Source organism: Corynebacterium sp. Marseille-P4321 (genome assembly GCF_903645305.1).
Taxonomy (GTDB): domain Bacteria; phylum Actinomycetota; class Actinomycetes; order Mycobacteriales; family Mycobacteriaceae; genus Corynebacterium.
Genome location: NZ_CAHJXO010000001.1, coordinates 819,681 through 843,379 on the forward strand (window position 1 = coordinate 819,681; position 23,699 = coordinate 843,379).

Below are 23,699 nucleotides of genomic sequence, written 5' to 3' on the forward strand. Positions count from 1 at the left end.
TTATTCAGGCTATCCGGTAAAGTGTGACGCTAAAGTCTCCGCGGCTACGTCAACGGGGCGGGTGCTGTTACGTTGAGAGCAACAACGTCGCCCGCGCCTAGGACGAGGGGGTTGTAGAGGCCGGACCACACATTGCACCGAGGAGTGAGACCGATCCTTTCCCGCAGAAACCGGTTGCGCACGACCGCACTATGTCTCGCGGCAACATTGGCACTGGGCGGGTGCGCAGCGAGCAACGACGAAAGCGCCGGGACGGGCACCACCGCAGAAAATGCAACCGGCCCCGATCATTCAGCGCTGCACACTGCCTCGCCCGCGGCCAGCGAAGGGCCTTTCCTCCTGCGCATCAACGGCGAGATCGCCCACTTCGACGTGGAGAAATCGGACGTGGTGGAGCCCGTCACCCTTCACGCGGGCACCCCGGTGCTGGTGGAGGTCACTGTGCCGGGAGGCGATGCCACCGTCACAGTCAACGGAGCGCCACTCGAAGCGGAGGGCGAAACCTTCACGGGAGAATTCACCCTGGAGCGCCTCGACGCGGAGGTCACGGTGCCGCTCACCGTCGAGCAGGCGAGTGGAACCACCACGCTGCACATCCGCACGGCGCCCGATGATTTGCCACCGGTGGTCTTCGAGGGCGACACCTACTTCGATACGGGCACGTTCTACTACGCCAACCTGTTTCCCACTGAAGCCACGCGCGACTACATCGTCAAATACGACAACTTTGGCCAACCCGTGTTCTACCGCAATCACGACACGATGGTGTTTAACAACTTCGGCCCGTGGGAGGGAGACGGTGCGCGCGGCTCTTATTACTTCGCGGAATCCCCCGCGGACGATTCCGGCTTCGGCATCCGCCGCGGCCGCTACGTGGTGCTGGACGAGCATTACCGGGTGATCGATGACGACGCGCGCCCACGCACTACTGCAACCTACAACCCGAAAGAGGGCCCGTTTGCCGAAATGCATGAGTTCCAGGTGCTGGGTCCGAGTCACTACATCTTCCTTGATTACTACGTCGCCGAGGTAGACCGCGACGGCGTGCGCCACTACGTGCCGTACATTCAGGAGCTCAAGGACGGGGAAGTGGTGTGGGAATGGGACTCCTGGGACCACGAGTTGTTCGAGGACGCCAGCCGCGCCGGGTACGTTCGCGTGCCGGATGAGGAGTCGATGGCGGAAGCGGAGGTCGAGGGCCGGGAGGCGGCCATCGCCGCCGGTGCGTTCACCGACGCCATCCACACCAACTCGGTGAACGTGTGTCCGAACGACGGAAACATCATCATCTCGAATCGCAACCAAAGCGCCGTGATGGAGATCGAGCGCGACACCGGCGATATCGCCTGGGTGCTCGGCGGCAAACACAACACGTGGGACATCGGTGCGCTCAGCGAGATTGGGCAGCAGCACGACGCGCGCATGCTTATCGACGCCTCCGGTATCCACCTCCTCACCCTCTACGACAACCGCACCGAGGTGGCGGAGACCTCCCGCGGCCTCGTCCTGCAAGTAGACGAAGATAACCAACGGGTGCTCGGGGCAGAGGAGTACACCGCCCACGGGCAGAAGGGCGACTTCACCGGCTCTACACGCCTGTTCGGCGATGCCCAGCAGTACGTGATGGTCGGCTGGGGGCTTGTGCGCCCGCAGCCGACGCTAGCCACCATATTTGACCGCTACGGCAACGTGCTCAAAGACATCACCACATCCGGCGTGCAGATGGACACCTACCGCTTCGTCCCGGCTGAGTTCTAGGCGGGCACACGCGGTCTTAGGCGCCCACACGCGAGAACGCTAAAACGGCGGCTGCTCGTTCAACCCGAGTACGTCGAGGAGCTTCTCGGCCGGCCAGATTTCGATCTCCTGGCCTTTTTCCATCAACTCGCGTGCCCGCTTCTCCTTCGAGGTCATCGTGGCCCACTCACCGACCACCAACACAGTGGTTTTCTTGGTCACGTTCTTGCCCACCTGCGCGCCCTGGTGCGCGATGCCGGCCCACAGCTGGCCTTTGTCGTAGGGCTCGAACTCGCCGGTAAGCGTGACGTGCTCGCCGTACAGCGGCGCGTTCGGGTCCGCTTCGGGGTTCGGCTCGGGCACGGTGTCGGGGGTTGCCACCGATTGCCACGGCGCGGGGCCATTGCCATTTTGTGACCTCTTTGCACCGCCCCGATTCGGCCCGCCCTGCTTCGGCCCGCCCTGCTTCGACGCGGTGTTCTTCGGCCCGGCTTGGTTAGAACCCCGCGGCGCCGCCGTCGCAGCCACGGCGGCCGCGACTGATTCGGCGGCACGCTCCGCCTGCACGGCCCGGCCCGCACCGGAGCGGTCGCGCAGCACCGGCGTGACACGTGTCTCGTCGATGGAGCCGAGCGTGAATCCGGTGTCGTGTACAAACGACATGAGGCTGCCCTGGTGGCGCGCCTCGCGTGCGAGCCCGACCATGATGCCCGCGCAGGCCGCGGCGTCCTCGCACGCGTCGTGGTGGTTGGCAAGCGTTACGCCGAAGCGCTGTGCAAGCGTGGGCAGTCGGTGGTTTTCCACGTCGAGTTTGGTGGCGCGGGCCTGCGCGAGTGTGCACGCGAAGAGCAGTGGTGGGATAGGCGTGTCGGTTTCCCGGCAGGCGTCGCGAAGCGCAGATGCGTCGAACTGCGCGTTGTGGGCGACTAGCGGCAAATCGCCGACGAAGTCAACCATCTGCGCGATGACATCGGCAACCGCTGGTGCGTCGGCGACGTCTTCGGCGCGGATGCCGTGGATGGCCACGTTGCCCTCGTCGAAGTCCCCCAGAGCCGCCGGAGGCTGGCACAGCCAGGAAGCCCGGTCGACCTCCTCACCGTCGACGACTTTCACCAGGCCGATCTGGCAGATGGAGCCCCAACGCGGGTTCGCGGTCTCCACGTCGAAGCCCACGAAAGAGAAACCGGGGATACCGGCACCCCCAGCTACCGGGCTTGCCTCCGGGGCCTCGCCGGCCCGGGCGGCACCGAGCAGCTTCTCCAGCTGAGCGGGTCCCTCGGAATCGCCGGGGTGGAACCAGACAGTCAGGGTGCTCTCGCCCGACTGGATGTCCACCGCCGCGGGCGACCACGCGTCGCCTTCGCGTACCGCCACCCCGGAAATGTCGCCGATGGCCACGGTGCGCGGGGCGGAATCGCCCAACAGCGAAGCGGCGAGCGGATCCGGGGCTAGCGTCAGCGCATCGTTGGTCACGGTCACCGTGGCGCCGTGGGCGGAAATCACAGGGCAAGCACTCCTTACAGCGGGAATTTCAAAAGAGGGGGCGGCTACGCGTTGGCACCTTCACCCGCGGGCGGCTGGGTGCGACGCAGCACCACGGTGGAACGCTGACCGACGGTGATAGCGGATCCGGCGGTTACAGGCTCGGCGTTTTCGCGGATGCCCAGCGGCTCGGTGGTGTCCACCACCACCTCCCACTCGTCGCCGAACTTGCTCGCCGGCACGGTGAACTCGATGTCCTCGTAGTGCGCGTTAAACATGAGCAGGAACGTGTCGTCGATAATGCGCTGACCACGGCTGTCCGGTTCCGAGATCGCCTCGCCGTCCAGATACGCCATGAGCGACTTGCCGGAGGCGAAGCTCCAATCGTCGTCCGTCATCAACGTGCAGTCGGGCGTGAGCCAAGCAATCTCGCGGCCGTGCTCCTCGTCGCCGAGCGCGCCACCACCGAGGAAACGACGGCGACGGAAAACCGGGTGGTCTTTGCGCAGTTGAATCAGGCGCCGAGTGAAATCATGCAGCTCGGAAGCTTCCTCGAGCTGCGACCAGTCCATCCAGGCGATCTCGTTGTCCTGGCAGTAGACGTTGTTGTTGCCGCCCTGGGTGCGCGCGATCTCGTCGCCGTGGGCAAGCATCGGCGTGCCCTGCGACAGCAGCAGGGTGGTGAGGAAGTTGCGGCGCTGACGCGCGCGCAGCTCGACGACCTCCGGGTCATCGCTGGGGCCTTCCTCGCCGCAGTTCCAGGAGCGGTTGTGGCTCTCGCCGTCGCGGTTGTCCTCGCCGTTAGCCTCGTTGTGCTTCTCGTTGTAAGACACGAGGTCGTTGAGGGTGAAGCCGTCGTGGGCGGTGATGAAGTTGATCGAGTGCGTCGGGCGGCGCCCGTTGTGCTCGTACAAGTCGGAAGACCCGGTCAGGCGGGACGCGAACTCGCCGAGTGTGGAATCCTCGCCGCGCCAAAAGTCGCGCATGGTGTCGCGGTACTTGCCGTTCCACTCGCTCCACAGCGACGGGAAGTTACCCACCTGGTAGCCGCCCTCGCCCACATCCCACGGCTCGGCGATGAGCTTGACCTGGCTGACCACCGGGTCCTGCTGCACCAGGTCGAAGAATGTGGCCAGGCGGTCCACATCGGAGAACTCGCGGGCCAAGGTGGAGGCGAGGTCGAAGCGGAAACCGTCGACGTGCATATCGGTCACCCAGTACCGCAGCGAATCCATGATCAGCTGCAACGAATGCGGCTGGCGCACGTTAAAGGAGTTACCGGTGCCGGTGTAGTCCATGTAGTGGAACTTGTCGCCGTCCACCAGGCGGTAGTACGCCTCATTATCAATGCCGCGGAACGCAATAGTTGGGCCCATGTGGTTGCCTTCCGCGGTGTGGTTGTACACCACATCCAGGATGACCTCCATGCCCGCCTCGTGGTAGGCGCGCACCATCTGCTTGAACTCCGCCACCGCGTCGCCCGGGGCGGTGGAGGAGGAGTAGTGGTTCTCCGGCGCGAAGAAGCCAAAGGTGTTGTAGCCCCAGTAGTTGCGAAGCCCCAGGTCGCGCAGGCGGTCGTCCTGCAAGAACTGGTGCACCGGCAGCAGCTCGATGGTGGTCACGCCGAGGTCTTTGAGGTAGTCCACCATCACCGGATGCGCCATGCCTGCGTAGGTGCCACGCAGCTGCTCCGGGATCTCTGGGTGCGTTTGCGTCATGCCCTTGACGTGGCATTCATAAATCACCGTCTCCTCGTCCGGAATACGCGGCGCGCGGTCGTCGCCCCAGTCGAAGAACGGGTTGATCACCACGGACAGCATGGTGTGGCCGAGGGAGTCTTCCTCATTGCGGCCGGTGCCGGGTTCGTCCGCGTGGATGTCGTAGGAAAACAGTGAAGAGTGCTGGTCGAACTCGCCGTCGAAAGCGCGCGCGTACGGGTCAACGAGCAGCTTGTTCGGGTCGCATCGCTTGCCGTCGTAGGGGTCCCACGGCCCGTGCACGCGGTAGCCGTAACGCTGTCCGGGGCTTACGCCGGGCAGGTAGGCGTGCCAGACGAAGTTGTCCACTTCCTCGAGCTGCACGCGTGTTTCAGCGCCTTCGTCGTCGATGAGGCACAGCTCCACTGCGTCGGCCACCTCGGAGAAGAGGGCGAAGTTCGTCCCCGCGCCGTCGAAGGTGGAGCCCAGGGGGTACGCGGAGCCCGGCCACACGATGGGGGCAGGCTGATCAGCAGTTGCAGTCATGGCGCCAAATCTTATCGCACGGGCCCGACATTGCTGCCTAGCTACGCGCCCGCAGCCCTTCGAGCAGGAAGTTCACCGCGTCTTCGTGCGCTTGTCTCGCGTCGTCCGTTTCGCTCACACCGGTAAGTTCCGCTAGCTGCGCCGCCGATTGCTGCACGGTGGCATCCCCCAGCGTGAGGTGGAGCAGTCCGAGCGCGGCGGAGTGCACATTGCTTATCGACGCAGCTTCGCCCGCAAACGCCCCCACCGATTCCACAAACCTCTCCCGCAGGGCGGCGCGTACGGCGGCGTCCGGCTGGCTTACCGCGGCCACCACCACTTCGGCGCCGTCGCGGACCCCCAGCACGGCGTCGCGCAGCTGGGCGGAAAGCGTTGCGGGATGGGGGCGGGGTTGGTCCGCGGAGCCGTCGATAAGCGTGCGCACAATCATCTCTGCCATGGATGCGATGAGCTCCTGCTTGTTCGCGATGTGCCAGTACAATGCGCCCGGAGCCACCCCGAGCGATGAGGCGACGCGGCGCATGGATACGTCGCCGAGGCCGTATTCGCCCAGGATGGACATGGCTGCCTCGGTGATCTTCTCGCGCGTGAGCTGCATAGGGGCATACTTTAGCGCCCAAAGGCTTTACGAAAGTTCACAGGAACCGCGCAGAACAATCGTACGGCTATGGCACACAGGTATAAGTGAGTAGTTGCTACTATTTCCTGCAGCACATCGTCATCGCGCTTTTTCGAGCCCGCGGTGGCGGCCCGTTACCGACGAGTGGTCCGGGATAACGAACGAGAGGTAGAAGTACATCGTGAGGTTGCACACTTCGAAGGCCGTTGCCGCCTGCGCGTCCGCGCTCGCACTCGCACTGCCGCTTACCGCTTGCAGCTCCGACGAGGAGGGCGCATCCGGCGGCCTGTCTACCGCTGCCGAGGCACCCGGCGCCGCTGACACGGATGCGGACGGCGACGGCGAGCCGGACGCTGCGGACCCGAATGGCAACAATGACGGCGGCGACGCAGACGCCGACGGTAAAGGTGGCCAGGGCGGCGGCAACAACACCGGCCAGGGTGGCGGCAACAACCAGGGCGGCAACAACGCTGGCCAAGGCGGCGGGAACGGCGAAATCCCGCAGATTGCCAACCCGTTTGAAAACGGCATGCCGGAGAACACGAACCAGCCCCTGGCAAACGGCAAGGAAGGCAGCGAGAAGGACCGCAAGCAGATGGAAGACGCCGCGCGTGCGGTGCTCAACCCTGACTCCTTCGGCGGCTGGACCCGCACCATCCTGGACAATTCCTGCTCCGCCGTGACGGACGAGATGATGCAACAGCTCGACGCGATGGGCCTTTCCCTCGAGCAGATCGAGGAGGCCAGCCGCATGGCCGAGCAGCAGGGCCAGGGCCTGACCACGCCAAAGGCCGACGTGAGCATCTCCGACGTGCGCGTCGACGGCAACCGCGCTTCCGCCAGCCTGACCGCGAAGAGCGACGGCCAGGAGCAGACCGAAGTGATGATCTTCGAAAAGGAAGACGGGCGCTGGAAGCTTTGCAGGTAGCTCCTCGCCGCGACACCCTGCGCAGCACCCTCGGTGCTGGCGCGGGGTTGCTTGCGTTTGCACTCCTTGCAGGCATCGTCGGAGGAGTGGCATGGGGCGCTCTGCGGCCCGCGTACGTGGTGAAAACGCTCGACGACGGGGTGGCCGTCGACCAGATCGTCAGCCCGCCGAACGTGGAGTTCGCCGCGCTCGGATGGTTCGCCGTGCTCACCTCGGTCGTTTGCGCGCTCATCGGGCTTACAGCGTGGCGCCAGACCACATCCGGTGCCTCCCGCGGCAGCGTCGGCTGGCTGTGGTGGGTGGTGGCCTGTGCGGCCTGCGCCACCGGCACGCTCTACGTGTTCGGCGACTGGACCGCGCTGCTTCTCCACGACATGCCGCCCCACGGCGACGGCAATGGTGGCGGGTTTGAGCCGGGCCAGACGTTCTCGCTCGTGCCACCCGTGCGCCCCGGTGCAGCGTGGGCGGCCGGTCCCTTCGCCGCCGCGTTGGTGTACTGGGTGGCCAACTTCGTGTCGTACACCCAGCTAGATGCGCAGGTAAAGCGCGAGATGCTTCCGGGCACAATCCCGGCGGCGCAGGTGGCCAGCTAGGCCTGCGGCGGCCACTCCACCGCGGAATGGCCCTGCGTGAGCCGGCTTAAGTAGTCCACCGCTGCGAGCCCCGCGACCATGGAGGACAACACGAACTCATCCAGCTGCGCTGGTGATGCACCCGCGGTGGCCACCAGGGTTGCCTCCGCGTGCAAGTGCATCACCCCGTCGTGTTCGTGCAGGTACGTCGACACGGCCGCGGAGCGTTCGTTGACGTCGTTGCACAGCAGCCACACCCGCAGGAAATCCTCGTCGGCGTCAAGGCCGGTGTCCCACATGGCGGTGACGCGGGCGTAGCGGGATCTGAAATCAGCGTCGCCGCCGTCGACGGTCAGCGCGAACGGCACGCCGTTGACACCGGTGGCCACCACCTCGTTGCCTGGATCCACGGCATGCGAAAAGCTCAGTGTCTCCAGAGCGTCCGCTAGCGAAGCCGTGCGTACTTGCGCCGGTGCGGTGTAGTGTTCGCTGCCCGCGCCGGTGCCGGCAGCGTCGAAAAGCTCCGGCGCGTACGTGACCTCTTTCTCTGTGCCCGCAGGGAGATGGCGCGCCGAGGGGTGGCGGCCCAACAGCGCGTCGAAATCCTGCGCGCGGGCAAGCGCCGGAGGTAGCGGCTGGTCCCAACCTGCGTCCAAGAAGCGCTCGCGCAGCGACTGGAAGAACATCGCGGCGTGCTCAAAAATGTCGGCGAGCTCGGCCAGCAGCTGCTCGTCGCTAAGCCCGTGCTTGATGTGGACGCCACGGCGCATGCCCACCCGCACATCGCCGGATTCTAAAAGGCGGTAGGACGCAAACGGGCCTACGCGGTCGTGGTTCCAGGTATTGATGAAGCGGGCGACGCGGCTGGCGTGCGCGAAATCGGTGGGGATGCGCTCGTGCGCGTCGACAACCAGCATGAGCGGGCGTTCGTGATGCACCCACACCGTGGCCACGAACGCGTATGCGCCGACCACCAGGCGGTCGGGGCGCACCATCGGATCGAAGCCCAATCCCTCCAACGCGGCGGCAGCGCGCTCGAGCGTGACGGCGAGCGGGGTGGTACTCCCCGGAGTGTCGCCGCCGGGCGCGCTGTGTCTGCCCATGGCACGAGCATAAGCGTGTGACGGTGGGAGAGGAAACCCCGTGTGGGTGCGCCGCGACCCAGCCCTTGTGGCGTCGGGGGAGTTGTCTACACTGTCCTGCGGCAGAAGCCTGCGGTGGAAGCGAAGGGGGTTGATGGCGGTGGCCGGAGTAGGGCAATCGATGTTCGTGGTGGTGCTGTTCCTGCTGGCGGGGTTGCTCGTCGGCGGCGTATGGGCGAGCTACCAGAACGGGTCGAAGGCGATGACGGCGGTGCTTGCACTCATGGCCGTCATGGCGCTCGCGTTTGCGCTACTGACCATGGTTGAGGTGATGTGACATGCGCCTGACCCCGAGGGACCTCACGCACGAGGAAGTTGAGTCGCTGACCAGTGTGTGGAAGGCGCGCGGGCTCGTGCCCGTGCTCATCGCCGTCGCCGCCGCATTCGGGGCGTGGTCGCTGCTGTTGCCCGTGGTGCCCACCGCGGTGATCGACGCCGGCCTGCCGGATTCGCTTGCCGGCCTTTCCACCGGCGTATTCATGCTTGCCACCGTGATCACCCAGGTGTTCACTCCGCGGGCGCTGCGCAAGGTGGGCTACCGCGCGGTAATGGCGGTGTCCTCGCTGCTTTTGGGTATCCCGGCGCTGGGCTACATGCTGGGAATGGATCCGGCCCCGCTGCTGACAGTGTCGGCGATTCGCGGTATCGGTTTCGGCGCGCTGTCTGTGGCGGAGGCCGCGATCGTCGCCGAACTGGTGCCGCTGCGTCTGCTTGGCAGCGCCACTGGCATCTTCGGCGCCGTGGTGGGCCTGGCGCAAATGGCTGCACTGCCCACAGGCTTGGCGCTGGTAGATGTGATTGGCTACAACGCCGTCTATGTGCTCGCCACCTTCATCGGGGCGATCTCCCTCGTGGCCTGCCTGGCTATCCCCGGCATCCCGGCTACAGCGGCGGAGGCTGAGACCACGCATACGGTGCGCGCCCCCACCTGGCACCTCGTGCTCGTGCCCGCCCTCGCCCTGATGTTTGTCACCACGGCCTACGGCGCAATCACGAACTTTCTGCCCGTGTCCATGCGCGAGCTCGACCCGATCAAGGGTGCCGCGCTGGGTGGCGTGATGCTTTCCGTTTTGAACTTCGCGGCGATGTGCTCGCGCTACTTCGCGGGCCGCGTGATGGACCGCCGCGGATACCCGGGCACCGTGATCATTCCGTTCCAGGTGCTCGCCGCACTCGGCGTGTTCATCATGGCGCTTATCTTGGCGATGGACCTGCCGGTGTGGACGATGGTGATCGGCGCGCTGTGCTACGGAGCGGGCTTCGGCGCGGTGCAAAACGAGGCGCTGACGCTGATGTTTTACCGCCTGCCGCGGCACAAGACATCCGAGGCTTCGGCGATTTGGAATATCGCGTTCGACGGCGGCACCGGTTTGGGCTCCACCATGTACGGCGCCCTGCTGGTCACCGTGGCCTACGCGCCGATGTTCGGCATCGCCGCGGCGGTGATCACCCTGGGTATCGGCGTGACCATTTTGGATAGGCAGCTCGGCCGCCACCGCGTGGTGGAGGTGAACAACCTCGCGGTGCGTTTGAAGTCGGTGCAGGCCCCGCGCATGTACCCACCGCGGGGGCGAAAGTAGGGCGGGGCTACACTACGCAACCATGACGCACATTCCCGCTGGAGTAACTGTGGCCGTCCTCGATGTTTCCGCGAACACCGCGGAGGTGGTCGAGGCGATCAAAAAGGCCGGTGCGATCGCGTTCGCCACCACCGACCCGCGCGAGGCCGCAGCCGCCGACGGCATGGTGCTGCCGGGCGCGGAGAGTTTCGCGCTTCAGATGGAAGCCCTCGGCGAGGTCCAGGGTGCGCGCGTGGTGGGCCAGCGGCTCGCGGGTGCTCGCCCGGTTTTGGCCATCGGTACGGGCATGCAGGTGCTTTTTGAGCAGTTGCTTGACGACGCGTCCGGGGTAGCCGGCCTCGGGGAGTGGCCGGGAGGCGTCGATAAGCTCGATGCTCCTTGTGAAACCGCGACGGTAGAACCCGCCCGCGGCACTGAACTGCTGCGCGGTGTGGACGGGCCGCTCTCATTTGGCAATGCGTACGGTGTGCGCGGGTTCGCCTTAGAGGAAGACGAGTTCATCGCGTACCCGCGTTTGAGCTGGGCGCAGTGCGGAGATAACCGTTTTATTGCGGCGGTGGAAAACGGCGCGCTGTGGGCGACGCAGTTCCACCCGGAGCGCTCCGGTGAGGCCGGGATGGACGTGCTACGCAACTGGCTCGCGCAGCTGGGCTAACTTATTGGGCATGGGCACCAACTCCGGTTCCGGCACAGGCTTCGAATTCGGCGCATACGGGGAGTACCTCGCGGCTGCGGAAGCGGCTGTCGATGCTGCCCGAGACATCTTCGTCGAGCACCTCGGCGCAGCACCAGCGTTATATAAAGGTCCCGGCGATTTCGCTACCGCGGCCGACTTGGCCGTGGAGAAGCTCCTGCGCGAGCGCCTTGAGGCGACAACCGGCATCGACGTGTACGGTGAAGAACAGGGTGGCGAATTCAACCCGGAGGCGTGCTGGGTGGTCGACCCGATCGACGGCACGTCGAACTATTCCTCCGGTAACCCCAACTGCGCGATCCTGGTGGCGCTCCTGCGCGGTGGACAGCCGGTGGTGGCGGTGACGGATGCGCCGCTGTTGGGCATGCGTCTCACCGCAGTCGAGGGCGGGCCGGTGGTGCTCAACGGCACGGCCCTTCCGCCGGTGGGGCAGGAAAGTGCCGCCGCCCAGCAAGTCGGGATTGGCTCGCTCGCGTCCGACGATAGGCAGCGCTTCCCCTCGCAGCAGCGGCTGCAGTTGGCGGGAGCGCTGGCGGAGACGAACCTGCGTCCGCGCATCAGCGGCTCTGTCGGTGTGGACCTGGCGTTTGTGGCGCAGGGGATCTACCAGGCCGCGGTGAGTTTCTCGCCCTACGTGTGGGACAACGCAGCCGGCGTGCTGCTCGCGCGAAGCGCAGGCGCGGTGGCCACTGCTGGCGACGGCACCTCCTGGGAGCCGGGCAAGGCAGGAGCGATCGTGGGCACACCGTCCGCGCATGCCCGGGTCATGGAAACGATGCGCGCGGTGCGAAGCGACGAGTTGGGAGAGGGACAGTAATGCAGCACACAAACCAGGGACTGCGCCGAATCGGTGCCGCGTTGCTCGGCGTGGCGGGCGCGTCCATGTGGGCGTTTTCTCGGCTGGACTGGATCGTGGCGGACTACACCGACGACATCTCGGGCGGCGGGTCTGCCGCAGTTCAGGGCTCGCAGTGGTCGACCGAGGTGACTGCGGTGGCGATTCTTCTCATCGCCGGTATGGCGGCCGGGTTGGCGCTGCGCCGCACTGCACGACGTGTAGTTGGCGCGGTGAGCGCAGTTGTCGCGGCTGTTGCTGTGGTACCAGTGGCGTCGCTCCTGATTCGCGGCGCGGGCACCGAGCGTGTGCACGCAATTTTGAGCGCCGGTGCAGACGAGGCTCAGTCCGCTGCCTCTCAGGCGGACATCGCGCAGTGGGCGGAGATAACGTCCACAACAGTCCAGTCGCTCGGTCCAGTACTGAGTCTGCTCGGCTGCCTGCTGGGTGTCGCCGGTGGTGTGATGCTCGCCGCCCGCCCGGGCGTGGACGCCCCGCGCAGCAACAAGTATGAAAAGGAGACGGTGCGCATGGAAAAGGTGCGCACCGATCTTGAGGAAGACCCGGCTTCGGGCCGCGTGTTGTGGGATGCGATCAGCGCGGATATCGACCCAACTGATACCGCCGATGTGCCCAGGGCAGGCGGGGATTTCCAGTCGCGGTGATCAACCCGCTAGCCTTAGGCGCATAAGCCAGCGTTTTTACTGGAGGTAGGCATGGCGGCACCAGGCGCAGTAGACAGCGTCGTCGCTGGCGTGCTTGAAGACGTGGCGAAGCGCGAAGCCCAAGTGCCCTTCAAAGAAATCAAAGCGCGCTCGCGCGATATGGCGCCGACCCGGGATGCTCGGGCGGCGCTTTTGCGTAATGGGTGCAGTGTGATTGTGGAGATCAAGCGAAACTCCCCGGTCTTCGGCCCGACGGCGGAGACGCAAACGCCGGTGGAGGCACTCGCCCGCGACATTGAGGAAGGCGGCGCACACCTCATCGCGTGCCAGACGGAGCGGTTGCGTTTCGACGGTTCGCTTTTGGACATGGCCTGTGCACGCGCTGCGGTGGACCTGCCGATGTTGTGCCGCGACGTGATCGTGGACCCGTACCAGATCCACGAGGCACGCTGCTTCGGCGCAGACGCGATCCCACTCATGGTGGGCATTTTGGAGCAGGCGCGATTCGTCGCACTGGTGGACCGTGCGGAATCGCTCGGCATGGTTGCCGTCGCTGAGGTGCGCACTCCCGCCGAAGCGGACCGGGCGCTGGCCGCCGGCGTGGGTGTCATTGCGGTGAACCACTGGACCTTCGACACGAACGACTTGAACCGTAACGCCTTCGCCGAAATCGCGCCGGGTCTGCCGAGCGAAGTGATCAAGATCAGCCTGGGTGGTGTGACAACGCCGCGCGATCTCATCGACGCGGCGGCGTGCGGGGCAGACGCGGTGCTTGCAGCTGAGGCGGTCATGGCGGCTGGCGACGTGCTCTCCGCGACTCGTTCCCTGGCTACGGCGGGCCAGCACCCGGCGTGCCCGTCGCGTCGCTAGCCGTGGCACACTGTTGTGCGTGCAAGAAACGATCCTGGCCAACATTCCTTCCCCGCCGCAGGGCGTGTGGTACATCGGCCCGTTCCCACTGCGGGCGTACGCGCTGTGCATTATCACCGGCATCATCGTCGCAATGGCGCTGTCGCTGCGCCGCTACAAGGAGCGTGGCGGCGACCCGGAAACCATCTGGGACGCGGCGATTGTGGCAATCCCCGCCGGCATCATCGGCGGGCGCCTGTACCACGTGATCACGGACTGGGATAAGTACTTCGGGGAGGGCAAAAACCCCTGGCAGGCTTTCAATATCACTGCGGGTGGCTTGGGCATCATCGGCGCGGTGACACTGGGCACGCTGGCAGTGTGCGCGCTGCTGCGGCACAAGAAGGTGCCGATCGCGCCGGTGGCGGATTCGATTGCCCCGACGATCATCCTGGCACAGGCAATCGGCCGCTTCGGAAACTACTTCAACCAGGAGCTCTACGGTCGCCCCACCGACGTGCCGTGGGCGCTGGACATCTTCTACCGCGTCGATGAGGCGGGCAATTACGCGCCGCTGACTGGGCGCTCCACCGGCGAGGTCATCGCCAGCGTGCACCCAACTTTTCTCTACGAGGCGCTGTGGAATGTCACGGTGTTCTTCCTCATTATCTGGGCGGACCGCAAGTTCCGCATGGGCCACGGCCGCGTCTTTTGGCTCTACGTCGCGGGTTACACACTCGGACGCTTCTTCATCGAGTTCATGCGCGCCGACGAGGCGAACACCATCCTCGGCCTGCGCGTGAACACCTGGATGTCGGCTCTGATCTTCATCACCGCCGTTATCATTTTCTTCCTCCTTCCGAAGGGCCGCGAGACGAAGGAGGAGGTTGATCCCGCCTACCAGCAGTCGTTGCGCGAAGAGGAGCACGAGGCGCTTGACGACGCTGCCGTGGCTTCCTCCCCGGCGAAAGACGCTCACGGCGAGTACGGTGGTGCGCTGAAAGACACGTAGACAAAGCACGCAGACGAGAGCGGGGCTTTTCCACGCCCCAGTAAAGGTTGGCAAACGTGGACAGAAGAACCAAGATTGTGTGTACGCTCGGCCCGGCCGTAGCTAACAAGGACGCAATTGTGGGCCTTGTGCGCGACGGCATGGATGTTGCGCGCCTGAACTTCTCACACGGCGACTACCCGGACCACGAGCAGAACTACCGGTGGGTGCGCGAGGCGACGGACGAGACCGGCCACGCGGTTGGCATCCTCGCTGACCTGCAGGGCCCGAAGATCCGCCTCGGACGCTTTGAGGGCGAGGGCAAGACGTACTGGGAGACCGGCGAGACGGTCCGCATCACTGTCGACGATGTGGAGGGCACGCACGACCGTGTTTCCACCACCTACAAGAACCTCGCCCAGGACGCGAAGCCGGGTGATCGCCTGCTTGTCGACGACGGCAAGGTTGGCCTCGTGTGCATCGAAGTCGACGGCAACGATGTCGTGTGCAAGGTCACCGAGGGTGGCCCGGTGTCGAACAACAAGGGTGTGTCCCTGCCCGGCATGGATATCTCGGTTCCCGCATTGAGCGAGAAGGACAAGGAAGACCTGCGCTTCGCGGTGCGCATGGGCGTGGACGCGATTGCGCTTTCGTTCGTGCGCTCGCCTTCGGACGTGGACCTTGTACACGAAATCATGGATGAGGTTGGCCGCCGCGTTCCCGTGATTGCGAAGCTGGAGAAGCCGGAAGCAGTCGACGCGCTCGAGTCCATCATCCTGGCCTTCGACGGTGTGATGGTTGCCCGTGGCGACCTAGGTGTGGAGATCCCGCTGGAGCAGGTGCCGCTGGTGCAGAAGCGTGTGATCCAGATTGCGCGTGAGAATGCCAAGCCGGTCATCGTCGCAACGCAAATGCTCGATTCCATGATTGAGAATTCGCGCCCGACTCGCGCCGAGGCTTCCGATGTGGCGAACGCGGTGCTCGACGGCGCAGATGCCGTGATGCTTTCCGGTGAGACGTCCGTTGGTGTGGACCCCCACAACGTGGTGCGCACCATGGGTCGCATCGTGCGTTCGGCTGAGACGATGGGCAACGTCCCTCCGCTTAACCACATCCCGCGCACGAAGCGTGGCGTGATCTCGTACTCGGCGAACGACATCGCCGACCGCTTGAACGCGCGCGCAATCGTTACGTTCACAACTTCTGGCGACACCGCCCGCCGTGTGGCGCGCCTACACCCGGAGCTGCCGATTTTGGTGTTCACCCCGATCCAGCAGGTGCGTTCCCAGCTGGCAGTGACCTGGGGCGCCGAAACGTTCCTTTGCCCGGAGGTGCACAACACCGACGACATGCTCAAGGTAGTCGACGAATACCTGCTCGCCATGGACGAGTACGACGAGGGCGACACCATGGTCGTCGTCGCCGGCATCCCGCCGGGAATCGCCGGTTCCACCAACACGATCCACGTTCACCAGTTGGGCGAGGACACGAGGCACCCGCACTAGCCTGTGGGTGCTCCAGCGGGCAGCGCTTCGGCTCCGCCCGCTTTTTGCGTGTCGCTGCGTGCCCCGCGGCCCAGTTAATCTGGTTGCCCTAGTCAGGGGTGCGGATCTCGGGGTGCGGATCTCGGGGGCGCGGCGCAGGAGGCCACCAGCAACACGGTCGCTTGCAGCGCTGCGACACCCGCGAGCCGCCGGTAAAGCGCGTGAGATACGTACACTGGCTGCAATGTCTGGGATTGAAATTCGTGATGCGCACCTGCACAACCTCAAGAACGTCGACGTGGATATTCCGCGTGGGAAGCTGGTTGCGGTAACCGGCGTGTCGGGCTCGGGAAAGTCCTCGCTGGCGTTCGGCACGGTCCATGGGGAGGGGCAGCGGCGCTACTTCGAGTCGGTAGCGCCGTTCGCGCGCCGGCTAATCGGCTCTGCGGTGGACCCGCAGGTGAGCCAGGTGGAGGGGCTGCCCCCAACGGTAGCGCTGGAGCAGTCGACGTCCGGGGGAGGGGCGCGCTCCACGGTGGGGACGGTCTCCGCGCTGTCCAACAGCATTCGGTTGCTGTACTCGCGCGCCGGTGACAACCCGAAGGGCCTTTACTCCGACTCGTTCTCGCCGAACACGCCCGAGGGCATGTGTCCCACGTGCCAAGGCACCGGGGTGGTGCATGAGCCGACGGAGGCATCGATGGTGCCGGATCCGACCAAGTCGATCGAGGATGGTGCGATCCAGGCGTGGCCCGGCGCGTGGGCGGGCAAGAATTTCCACGACATTCTGCAGGAGCTCGGCTATGACTTGGATTCGCCGTGGCAGGACCTGCCGAAGAAAGACCGGGACTGGATCCTGTTTACCGAGGAGCGCCCGGTGGTCACGGTGAAGCCGACCCGCGGTGCGGACCAGATTCAGCGCAACTACCAGGGCACGTGGCGCTCGGTAGCGAACTACCTCACCAACACGCTGGCCGAGACCGAGTCCGACACGCTGCGCAAACGCGTCCTTTCCTACATGGAGTCGCGGGTGTGCGAAACCTGCGGCGGGCGTCGCCTCAACCCGGAGGCACTGAAGGTGACCTACGCCGGTATGCCTATCGACGAGCTGGGGGCACTACCCCTGGAGAAGGTCCATGAGGTGCTGGCGAATCAGGAACCAAAGAAGGGCTCAGCGGAGGACCTGCTGCTGAAACAGATCCTGCCGGCGTTGCAGTCGGCACTCGATTTGGGTCTGGCGCACTTGAGCCTGGACCGCCCCGCGCCGACGCTGTCTGCGGGCGAGCTGCAACGCATCCGACTCTCGGCCCAGCTGCGCTCCGGGTTATTCGGCGTTGCCTATGTGCTCGATGAGCCGTCCGCGGGACTGCACCCGGCAGAGCGCGGTGCGGTGCTCGATATCTGCCGCCGCTTCATCGGCGCCGGCAACTCCGTGCTGTTGGTGGAGCACGACATGGACCTTGTGGCGCAGACGGACTGGCTCGTAGACGTGGGCCCGCTCGCCGGCGAGCGCGGCGGCGAGGTCGTCTACTCCGGCCCCACCAGCGACTACCGCGGCGACAGCCCCACAGCCCGCGCACTAGCCAACCGCGAGCTTTCGCTTCTCGACGACCCCCGTTCACCCACCGGCACCCTCACCCTCACCGGTGTGCGGGCGCGCTCCATCGATGGCCTTGACGTGACGTTCGGGCTCGGCCAGTTCACCGCCGTGGCTGGTGTATCCGGTTCGGGGAAGTCCACGTTGGTGAGCACGGTCCTCGCCGGCGTGCTGCGGGAAAGGGCGTCCGCCGTGGTGGAGGATGATGATGGCGATGAGGGGGAGGCCGGATGGGGCGTCGATAAGCGTGATGGCTTTGATGCGGTGACGCGGGTGGTGCAGATTACCCAGAAACCCATCGGCCGTACGCCGCGCTCTACCTTGGCCACGTACACCGGACTTTTCGACGGCGTGCGCAAACTCTTCGCCAGCACCGGCGACGCGAAGCGCCGGAAGTGGACCGTGTCGCGCTTTTCCTACAACGTGAAACAGGGCCAGTGTCCGACCTGCGGCGGTGCCGGCAAGATCGAGGTGGAGCTCGTGTTCTTGCCCGGTTCCTACACCACCTGCCCGGATTGCCATGGCGCACGTTACAACGACGAGACGCTCGAGGTGACGTGGGAGGGCCTGAACATCGCGGAAGTGCTCGGGTTGACTGTGGACGAGGCAGCGGACGTATTCGCTGGCGAACCGAAGATCCATCGCGCGGTGGAAACGCTGCAAGCAGTCGGTCTCGGCTACCTCACGCTGGGTCAGGGCGCGCCGGAACTTTCCGGCGGTGAGGCGCAGCGCATCAAGCTGGCCACCGAGCTGCAACGCTCCCGCAATTCGCGCCGGGGGCACACCGTCTACCTCCTCGACGAACCAACCACCGGCCTCCACCCCGCCGACGTGCAGCTGCTGGTGACGGAGCTCAATAGCCTTGTCGACGCCGGGCAGACCGTCATCGTGGTCGAACACGACCTATCCGTCCTCGCGCAGGCGGACCGGATCATCGAGATGGGCCCCGGCGCTGGTGCCGAGGGCGGACACATCATCGCCGAGGGCACCCCAGCCGAGCTAGCGGCATGCGACACGGCGACGGGTCAAGTGCTCGCGGCGAGGTCCGCCTAACACTCTGCCGCTGCAGAGTCTCATCGCTTCGCTTGCGCGGCCCGCAGGCCGTTCAAGATCACGATGACTTCGGCGACCTCGTGAACCAACACGACGGCGGCCAGGCCCAGCACGCCGCTGATCGCCAGCGGCATCAGCACGATGATGATAGCCAGAGACAGCACGATGTTCTGGTTAATGATCCTGCTGCCTCGGCGGGCGTGCTGCAGTGCCTGCGGGATCAGCCGGAGGTCGTGGCCGGTGAAGGCGACGTCAGCGGACTCGATCGCGGCGTCAGAGCCAGTCGCCCCCATCGCTATGCCCACCGTCGCGCCCGCCAGCGCCGGAGCGTCGTTGATGCCGTCGCCGATCATCGCCGTCGGCGTCTTGGAGGAGAGCTCGGCGACGATGCGTGCCTTGTCCTCGGGTCGCAGCTCGGCGCGCACGTCGTCGATTCCGGCGATGTCAGCCAGCGCCCGGGCAGTGCGAGTGTTGTCGCCGGTGAGCATGCTCACTTCCACGTCGTTGGCGTGCAGGGTTTGCACGGCTTCGGGCACCTCGGGCCGCAGCTCGTCGCGGACCCCGATCGCCCCGGCGAGGGCGCCATCGACGGTGACCAGGACGCAGGTTTGGCCCTCGGACTCCATGCGCTCAACGTCTGCCTTCAGTGGCCCGGCGTCGATCCACCGGGGGCTGCCCACCAGCACCCGTCGGCCTTCGACGGTGCCGCCGATGCCGTGCCCGGCTTCTTCACTGATGTCCTGGGCGGCGGGCGCTTCGGGCACCGCTGCCGCGATCGCCGCGGCGAGGGGGTGCGTCGATTGCTGCTCAACTGCCGCCGCGAAGGCAAGCACCTGCGCCCGATCGAATCCGACTGCCGGGACCACGCCGGTAACCTCGGGCTGGTTGCGGGTGAGGGTTCCCGTCTTGTCCACCGCCAGGTGACGGATGCCGCCGAGCCGCTCGAACGCCGCGCCGGACTTGATGACCACGCCAAACTGGCTGGCCGCGCCGATCGCGGCCACGACCGTCAGCGGCACTGAAATTGCCAGCGCGCACGGTGACGCTGCGACCAGGACCACCAGTGCACGGGTGATCCACGTCTCAGGGTCGCCCAGCAGCGAGCCGATCACGCCGACCAGCACCGCCAGGATCATCACCCCGGGCACTAGGGGTCGGGCAATCCGGTCGGCGATCCGGGCGCGGTCGCCCTTTTCCGCCTGCGCCTGCTCGACCAGGTCCACGAGTGTGGTCAGCGAGTTGTCCGTTCCAGCTGCGGTCGTTTCGACCTCCAGCACACCAGCGGAGTTGATCGCTCCCGCGGGCACCTCGTCGCCGGGTGCGACCTCCTCCGGAATGGATTCTCCGGTGATCGCTGAGGTGTCAATACTGGAGCGTCCGGAACGAATGATGCCGTCCGTGGCGATCCGCTCCCCAGGGCGCACAAGCATCAACTCGCCAACCTCGAGGTCCTTCGCTGCAACCTCGACCGCCGTGCCGTCGCGCAGCACCGTCGCGGTCTGCGGCACCAACTTCAACAGTGCCCGCAGTCCGCCCTGGGCCCGGTCCATCGCCTTGTCTTCCAGTGCCTCGGCGATCGAGTACAGGAACGCTAGCGCCGCGGCCTCTCCGACGAAGCCGAGGATCACCGCGCCGACAGCGCTGATCGTCATCAGCAACCCAATGCCGAGCTTGCGCTTCGTGACAAGGTTCCGGATCGCTCCAGGCGCGAACGTGTATGCGCCCAGCAGCAGGCCAACCCAGAACAGTACCGTCGCGGGCGTCTCCTGCCCGGACCAGTCCAGCGCTAGGCCTATGCAGAGGGCTACACCGGAGAAGATCGGCAGTAGCAGCTCGGGGTCTTTCCACCATGGCTGATCGTGCTCTTCGATCTCCGCGGCGGGTTCGTGTTCGCATCCACACGCCGAGCTCATGCGTCCGCTCCCTTCTCGCCGCAGCCGGGCACCGAGCACTCAGGGTCGATGCAGGGGGCGTTTTCGTCGACAGCCAACGTCGCATTCACCAGCGCGTCGAGTGCTGCCGCGAGGTGCGGATCGGCGATTTCGTAGCGGGTCTTGCGGCCCTCCGGCTCGGCGACGACGATGCCGCAGTCGCGCAAGCAGGTCAGGTGGTTCGAGACGTTCGAGCGGGTCAGGTCCAGGTCGCGTGAAAGCACGGCCGGGTAGCTCGGGCCGTCAAGTAGGGTCATCAGGATTCTGGAGCGCGTCGGATCCGCCATGGCCCGGCCGAGCCGGTTCATGACGTCGAGGCGCGAAGCAATAGTCAGCATTTGCTGCACTATACATTAATTACTGAATTGTTCAAGATCTACTGAACTGTCAGGAACGCGCAGTTCCCGCGACCGGCAGGAACTAGTCGATGGGATAGCCGGTGACTGGTCCTTCGCGGTTCGGCTTCCAACCCAACGCGGGCGCGACGTGAGTGGCGAAGTTCTTCAGGATCTTCACGTTGACGTCCATCCCCCATCCCGGTGGGGATGGTGATGAGTAGGGTGTCGGCGGACATGACGGCGGCGTATCAACGACCAGGGTAGGGCTCAGGAGAATCCGGCCCACCACCAGTTCCGCCACCCCTCGGCGTCTGGGTGTGCTGGGGGAGTGGCTACGTCTGGGCCAACGTGGAGCTGACTGACCGGGCTGATGCCGTGCAGCGAGTTGAGAAACCACAGCGGGCGCTCGGCTGCGAACTCCGGCGTGAGCAAGCGGCGCTCGACGCGCAGGCCCAGTTCACGGGCTCGGGACGTCACCTGGTGCAGTGTCACGCTCGGGAGCCACACGCCGTCGGGGATGCACAGCGTGTCGCCGTCCCACGCCACGAGTGCGCCGGTGGTGGTCTCCAGCATCGCGCCGCGCTCGTCCACGATGGCGGTGTCGTCGGTGCCCTCGAGCTGATGCAGGTTGCGGTACGCCCGCAGCGCGCCGAAGTCCGGGCCTTTGACCTCGGGCTGCGTCCTCGGGTCCGGCGCCTGCGCATAGGTGAGGTGTGTTTGGTGGCGAGGGGAGGGGGCGGAGCGGACGTCGAGAAGCAAAAGCCCCTGCGAAAGCGCAATGCGGGGGAACAGCTCGCCCTCGCCGAGCAGCCCCAACATCTCGTCGACGAAGCCGGCCGGCAGTGGCCCCGCCGCGCGCGAAAAGCGCTCGAGATGCAGGTCTAGCCCGTTTACGCGGCCGCACGAGTGGCGCCACGAGTCGGCGACGTCGAACGGCGCGCCGGGGAAATCACAAAGCTCGAAGCGTCCGTGCCAGGCGTAGCTACGCATCGAACGCCCCCAGCACCGACTGCGCCTTCAGGTTGCGTTCGGCAAGTTCCGCCGCCGGATCCGAATCGAGCACGATCGCCCCGCCCGCGCCGACGGTTACCTCACCACCGGAGCGAACTGCGGTGCGGATCACCACGGACAGATCCGCCTGCCCGTCGTAGCCGAAGTAGCCGAGCGCGCCCGAATACACCCCGCGAGGGCCGGTCTCAAGCGCATCAATAATCTGGCACGTGCGCAACTTCGGCGCGCCGGTCATGGAGCCGGGCGGGAAGGTTGAGCGCACCGCATCGAGCGCCGTCGCGCCCGGCTGCAACGTGCCCGTGATAGTGGACACGAGCTGGTGCACGGTGGCGTAGGATTCGACGGCCATGAGCTTCGGCACCCGCACCGTGCCTGGCTCGCAGACGCGGGAGAGGTCGTTGCGCAATAGGTCCACGATCATGAGGTTCTCCGCGCGCGTCTTCGCGTCCTTCAGCAGCGCCGGGTCTTGGTCGGCCGCGATCGTTCCCTTGATCGGCTTTGCCTCCACCTCGCGCCCGCGCACGGTGAGGAAGCGCTCCGGGGAGGCGCTCGCCACCTCCACGCCGTCGAAGATGAGGTGCGCGGCGTATGGCGCCGGGTTGTGTGCGCGCAGCCTGCCATACAGCTCGCCCTCGGCGTGCGCTGTGCAGGTATCCGTTAGGCACACCTCGTAGCTTTCGCCATCGCGTAGCAGCTCCTGCGCGCGCTCGATCCGCTTCAGGTAGTCGGGGGTGCGCCAGGAGGCATTGCTTATCGACGCGTCCCCGCTTCCACCCACTCCCTCAAGCGCCCCCTCGAGCCTGTCCAACAGCGCTTCCGCGCCGTCGCCGGCCAGGCAGCACAGGTGCGCGGTTTCTTGGTCGTGGTCGTACACGATGAAGGATTGCGGACGCACGAAGTATGCATCCGGGTACGGCGAGCGGTGACGCAGCTCGATGGGGAGGGTGAGCTGGGCGCACTCGTAGCCGATATAGCCCACAACGCCGCCGGTAAACGGCAGGTCGGGCGCGTTTCGGATCGGCGTGGCCAGCTCGCGCTCAAGCGTGTGCAGAATGTCCGGGTCGTCGCCGAGCGAGAACCTGAAGGAACGGCTTAGCGCGCCGGCCGTGTCGCCCAAGATGGAGTAGCGCCCACGCGGGTCGGCGGAGTCAAGGAGGAACGCGTCGTTGCCGTCCTGCCGCAACGCATTGAATACACGCTGGCAGTCCAGCGCGCCGGGAACCTCGCGGTGGATGAGCCACCAGCCGCCGAGGAAGTTGCGCATGAGCTGCGTGCCGTGCTGCGTGAGTATCGACTCCGGGTGGAACTGCACGCCCCATTGCGGCAGCCCGTCCACCTTTAGCGCCTGGACCACGCCGTCTTCGCTTCGCGCGTGAACGGTGATGCCGGGTACTTCATCGATGTGCAGGGAGTGGTAGCGCACCGCCTCGAAGTCCTGCGGGATCCCGGCGAAAATGCCTTCGCCCGAGTGGGTGATGGTGGAGACGTAGCCGTGGCGCGGCTGCGGTGCCCGGTTCACTCGAGCACCTGCCAGCATCGCCAGACCTTGGTGCCCTAGGCACACGCCGAGAAGCGGGACCTGGGCTTCCGCTGCCGCTTCAATCACCCGGCGGGAAGCGCCGAAGTCTTCATCGCGTTCGGGCGTGCCCGGGCCGGGAGAGATCACCACATGGCTGAACTCGCCAGCCCGTACCCGTGCGGGGAGGTCGCCCGCCTCATCCGCAGAAATGACGAGGGGAGCGGAAGCAACCTCGGCGATGAGGTGCGCGAGGTTGAAGGTGTAGGAATCGTGGTTGTCCAGCAGCAGGATCATTGTGGGGAAATGGTACCCGGGCGGCAACGTATCGGGGAACGGCAGATGGTTGTCGAAAAGTTACAAAATTTTCCGGCCAAAGTAACCTGCGTCACTGTACGGTTCAATAGTTAAACCGGTCATGGTTTTGAAGTT

General features: G+C 65.7%; 20 protein-coding genes and 1 pseudogene. 12 read left to right on the forward strand and 9 right to left on the reverse strand.

Annotation, left to right across the window (positions count from 1 at the left end; genetic code table 11):
- Positions 1–207 precede the first annotated feature (207 nt).
- Positions 208–1,758 (forward strand): aryl-sulfate sulfotransferase, encoded by a 1,551-nt coding sequence (locus HWX32_RS03650; RefSeq protein WP_175934744.1) that lies wholly within the window; start codon positions 208–210, stop codon positions 1,756–1,758.
- Between the two features lie 39 nt (positions 1,759–1,797).
- Here the strand turns inward: HWX32_RS03650 and HWX32_RS03655 are convergent, their stop codons facing one another.
- The 3 genes from HWX32_RS03655 to HWX32_RS03665 are packed head-to-tail and all read right to left on the reverse strand — an operon-like array spanning position 1,798 to position 6,060.
- Positions 1,798–3,240: an exonuclease domain-containing protein gene (locus HWX32_RS03655; RefSeq protein WP_175934745.1), complete on the reverse strand. Its 1,443-nt coding sequence runs from the start codon at positions 3,238–3,240 to the stop codon at positions 1,798–1,800.
- Positions 3,241–3,284: 44 nt separating this feature from the next.
- On the reverse strand, positions 3,285–5,462 hold the full coding sequence (glgX, locus tag HWX32_RS03660) for a glycogen debranching protein GlgX (RefSeq protein WP_175934746.1): 2,178 nt from the start codon (positions 5,460–5,462) through the stop codon (positions 3,285–3,287).
- 37 nt (positions 5,463–5,499) lie between these two features.
- Positions 5,500–6,060 (reverse strand): TetR/AcrR family transcriptional regulator, encoded by a 561-nt coding sequence (locus tag HWX32_RS03665; RefSeq protein ID WP_075469351.1) that lies wholly within the window; start codon positions 6,058–6,060, stop codon positions 5,500–5,502.
- Positions 6,061–6,262: 202 nt separating this feature from the next.
- On the opposite strand from HWX32_RS03665, the gene HWX32_RS03670 reads away from it, so the two are divergent.
- A complete protein-coding gene (locus tag HWX32_RS03670; protein WP_175934747.1) occupies positions 6,263–7,009 on the forward strand; it encodes a hypothetical protein in 747 nt (248 codons plus the stop codon).
- A complete protein-coding gene (locus HWX32_RS03675) occupies positions 7,000–7,602 on the forward strand; it encodes a hypothetical protein (RefSeq protein WP_175934748.1) in 603 nt (200 codons plus the stop codon). The genes HWX32_RS03670 and HWX32_RS03675 overlap by 10 nt, the downstream gene beginning before the upstream one ends.
- Here the strand turns inward: HWX32_RS03675 and HWX32_RS03680 are convergent.
- Entirely contained in the window at positions 7,599–8,684 is a 1,086-nt protein-coding gene (locus tag HWX32_RS03680) for a YbjN domain-containing protein (protein WP_175934749.1), read from the reverse strand. The genes HWX32_RS03675 and HWX32_RS03680 overlap by 4 nt on opposite strands.
- Before the next feature lie 133 nt (positions 8,685–8,817).
- Here HWX32_RS03680 and HWX32_RS03685 point away from each other — a divergent pair, with 133 nt between their 5' ends.
- The 9 genes from HWX32_RS03685 to HWX32_RS03725 all read left to right on the forward strand — a co-directional run bounded on the left by HWX32_RS03685 (position 8,818) and on the right by HWX32_RS03725 (position 18,471).
- Complete coding sequence (locus HWX32_RS03685) at positions 8,818–9,000, forward strand: hypothetical protein (protein WP_075469355.1); 183 nt, start codon at positions 8,818–8,820, stop codon at positions 8,998–9,000.
- A gap of 1 nt (position 9,001) precedes the next feature.
- A complete protein-coding gene (locus HWX32_RS03690; protein WP_175934750.1) occupies positions 9,002–10,303 on the forward strand; it encodes an MFS transporter in 1,302 nt (433 codons plus the stop codon).
- 22 nt (positions 10,304–10,325) lie between these two features.
- Positions 10,326–10,958, forward strand: coding sequence for an imidazole glycerol phosphate synthase subunit HisH (locus HWX32_RS03695; protein WP_175934751.1), 633 nt, complete (start codon positions 10,326–10,328; stop codon positions 10,956–10,958).
- A gap of 10 nt (positions 10,959–10,968) precedes the next feature.
- Positions 10,969–11,814: an inositol monophosphatase gene (locus HWX32_RS03700; protein ID WP_075469358.1), complete on the forward strand. Its 846-nt coding sequence runs from the start codon at positions 10,969–10,971 to the stop codon at positions 11,812–11,814.
- On the forward strand, positions 11,814–12,497 hold the full coding sequence (locus HWX32_RS03705; protein ID WP_175934752.1) for a TIGR02234 family membrane protein: 684 nt from the start codon (positions 11,814–11,816) through the stop codon (positions 12,495–12,497). The genes HWX32_RS03700 and HWX32_RS03705 overlap by 1 nt, the downstream gene beginning before the upstream one ends.
- 51 nt (positions 12,498–12,548) lie before the next feature.
- On the forward strand, positions 12,549–13,367 hold the full coding sequence (locus tag HWX32_RS03710) for an indole-3-glycerol-phosphate synthase (protein ID WP_175934753.1): 819 nt from the start codon (positions 12,549–12,551) through the stop codon (positions 13,365–13,367).
- A gap of 19 nt (positions 13,368–13,386) precedes the next feature.
- Positions 13,387–14,358: a prolipoprotein diacylglyceryl transferase gene (lgt, locus tag HWX32_RS03715; RefSeq protein ID WP_175934754.1), complete on the forward strand. Its 972-nt coding sequence runs from the start codon at positions 13,387–13,389 to the stop codon at positions 14,356–14,358.
- A 56-nt stretch (positions 14,359–14,414) separates the two neighbouring features.
- Positions 14,415–15,842, forward strand: coding sequence for a pyruvate kinase (gene pyk / locus HWX32_RS03720; RefSeq protein WP_175934755.1), 1,428 nt, complete (start codon positions 14,415–14,417; stop codon positions 15,840–15,842).
- Positions 15,843–16,065: 223 nt separating this feature from the next.
- A complete protein-coding gene (locus tag HWX32_RS03725) occupies positions 16,066–18,471 on the forward strand; it encodes an excinuclease ABC subunit UvrA (protein WP_175934756.1) in 2,406 nt (801 codons plus the stop codon).
- Positions 18,472–18,491: 20 nt separating this feature from the next.
- Here HWX32_RS03725 and HWX32_RS03730 read toward each other — a convergent pair whose 3' ends face one another.
- The 5 genes and pseudogenes from HWX32_RS03730 to HWX32_RS03750 all read right to left on the reverse strand — a co-directional run bounded on the left by HWX32_RS03730 (position 18,492) and on the right by HWX32_RS03750 (position 23,564).
- The gene (locus HWX32_RS03730) at positions 18,492–20,384 is read right to left on the reverse strand and encodes a cation-translocating P-type ATPase (RefSeq protein WP_175934757.1); all 1,893 of its coding nucleotides are present in this window, start codon (positions 20,382–20,384) and stop codon (positions 18,492–18,494) included.
- Complete coding sequence (locus tag HWX32_RS03735) at positions 20,381–20,740, reverse strand: helix-turn-helix transcriptional regulator (RefSeq protein WP_070828718.1); 360 nt, start codon at positions 20,738–20,740, stop codon at positions 20,381–20,383. The genes HWX32_RS03730 and HWX32_RS03735 overlap by 4 nt, the downstream gene beginning before the upstream one ends.
- Positions 20,741–20,822: 82 nt before the next feature.
- Positions 20,823–20,982, reverse strand: a pseudogene (locus HWX32_RS03740) (alkane 1-monooxygenase); the annotation flags it as partial.
- Between the two features lie 25 nt (positions 20,983–21,007).
- On the reverse strand, positions 21,008–21,730 hold the full coding sequence (locus HWX32_RS03745) for an aminotransferase class IV (RefSeq protein ID WP_175934758.1): 723 nt from the start codon (positions 21,728–21,730) through the stop codon (positions 21,008–21,010).
- Positions 21,723–23,564 (reverse strand): chorismate-binding protein, encoded by a 1,842-nt coding sequence (locus HWX32_RS03750; protein ID WP_175934759.1) that lies wholly within the window; start codon positions 23,562–23,564, stop codon positions 21,723–21,725. The genes HWX32_RS03745 and HWX32_RS03750 overlap by 8 nt, the downstream gene beginning before the upstream one ends.
- Positions 23,565–23,699: the final 135 nt, after the last annotated feature.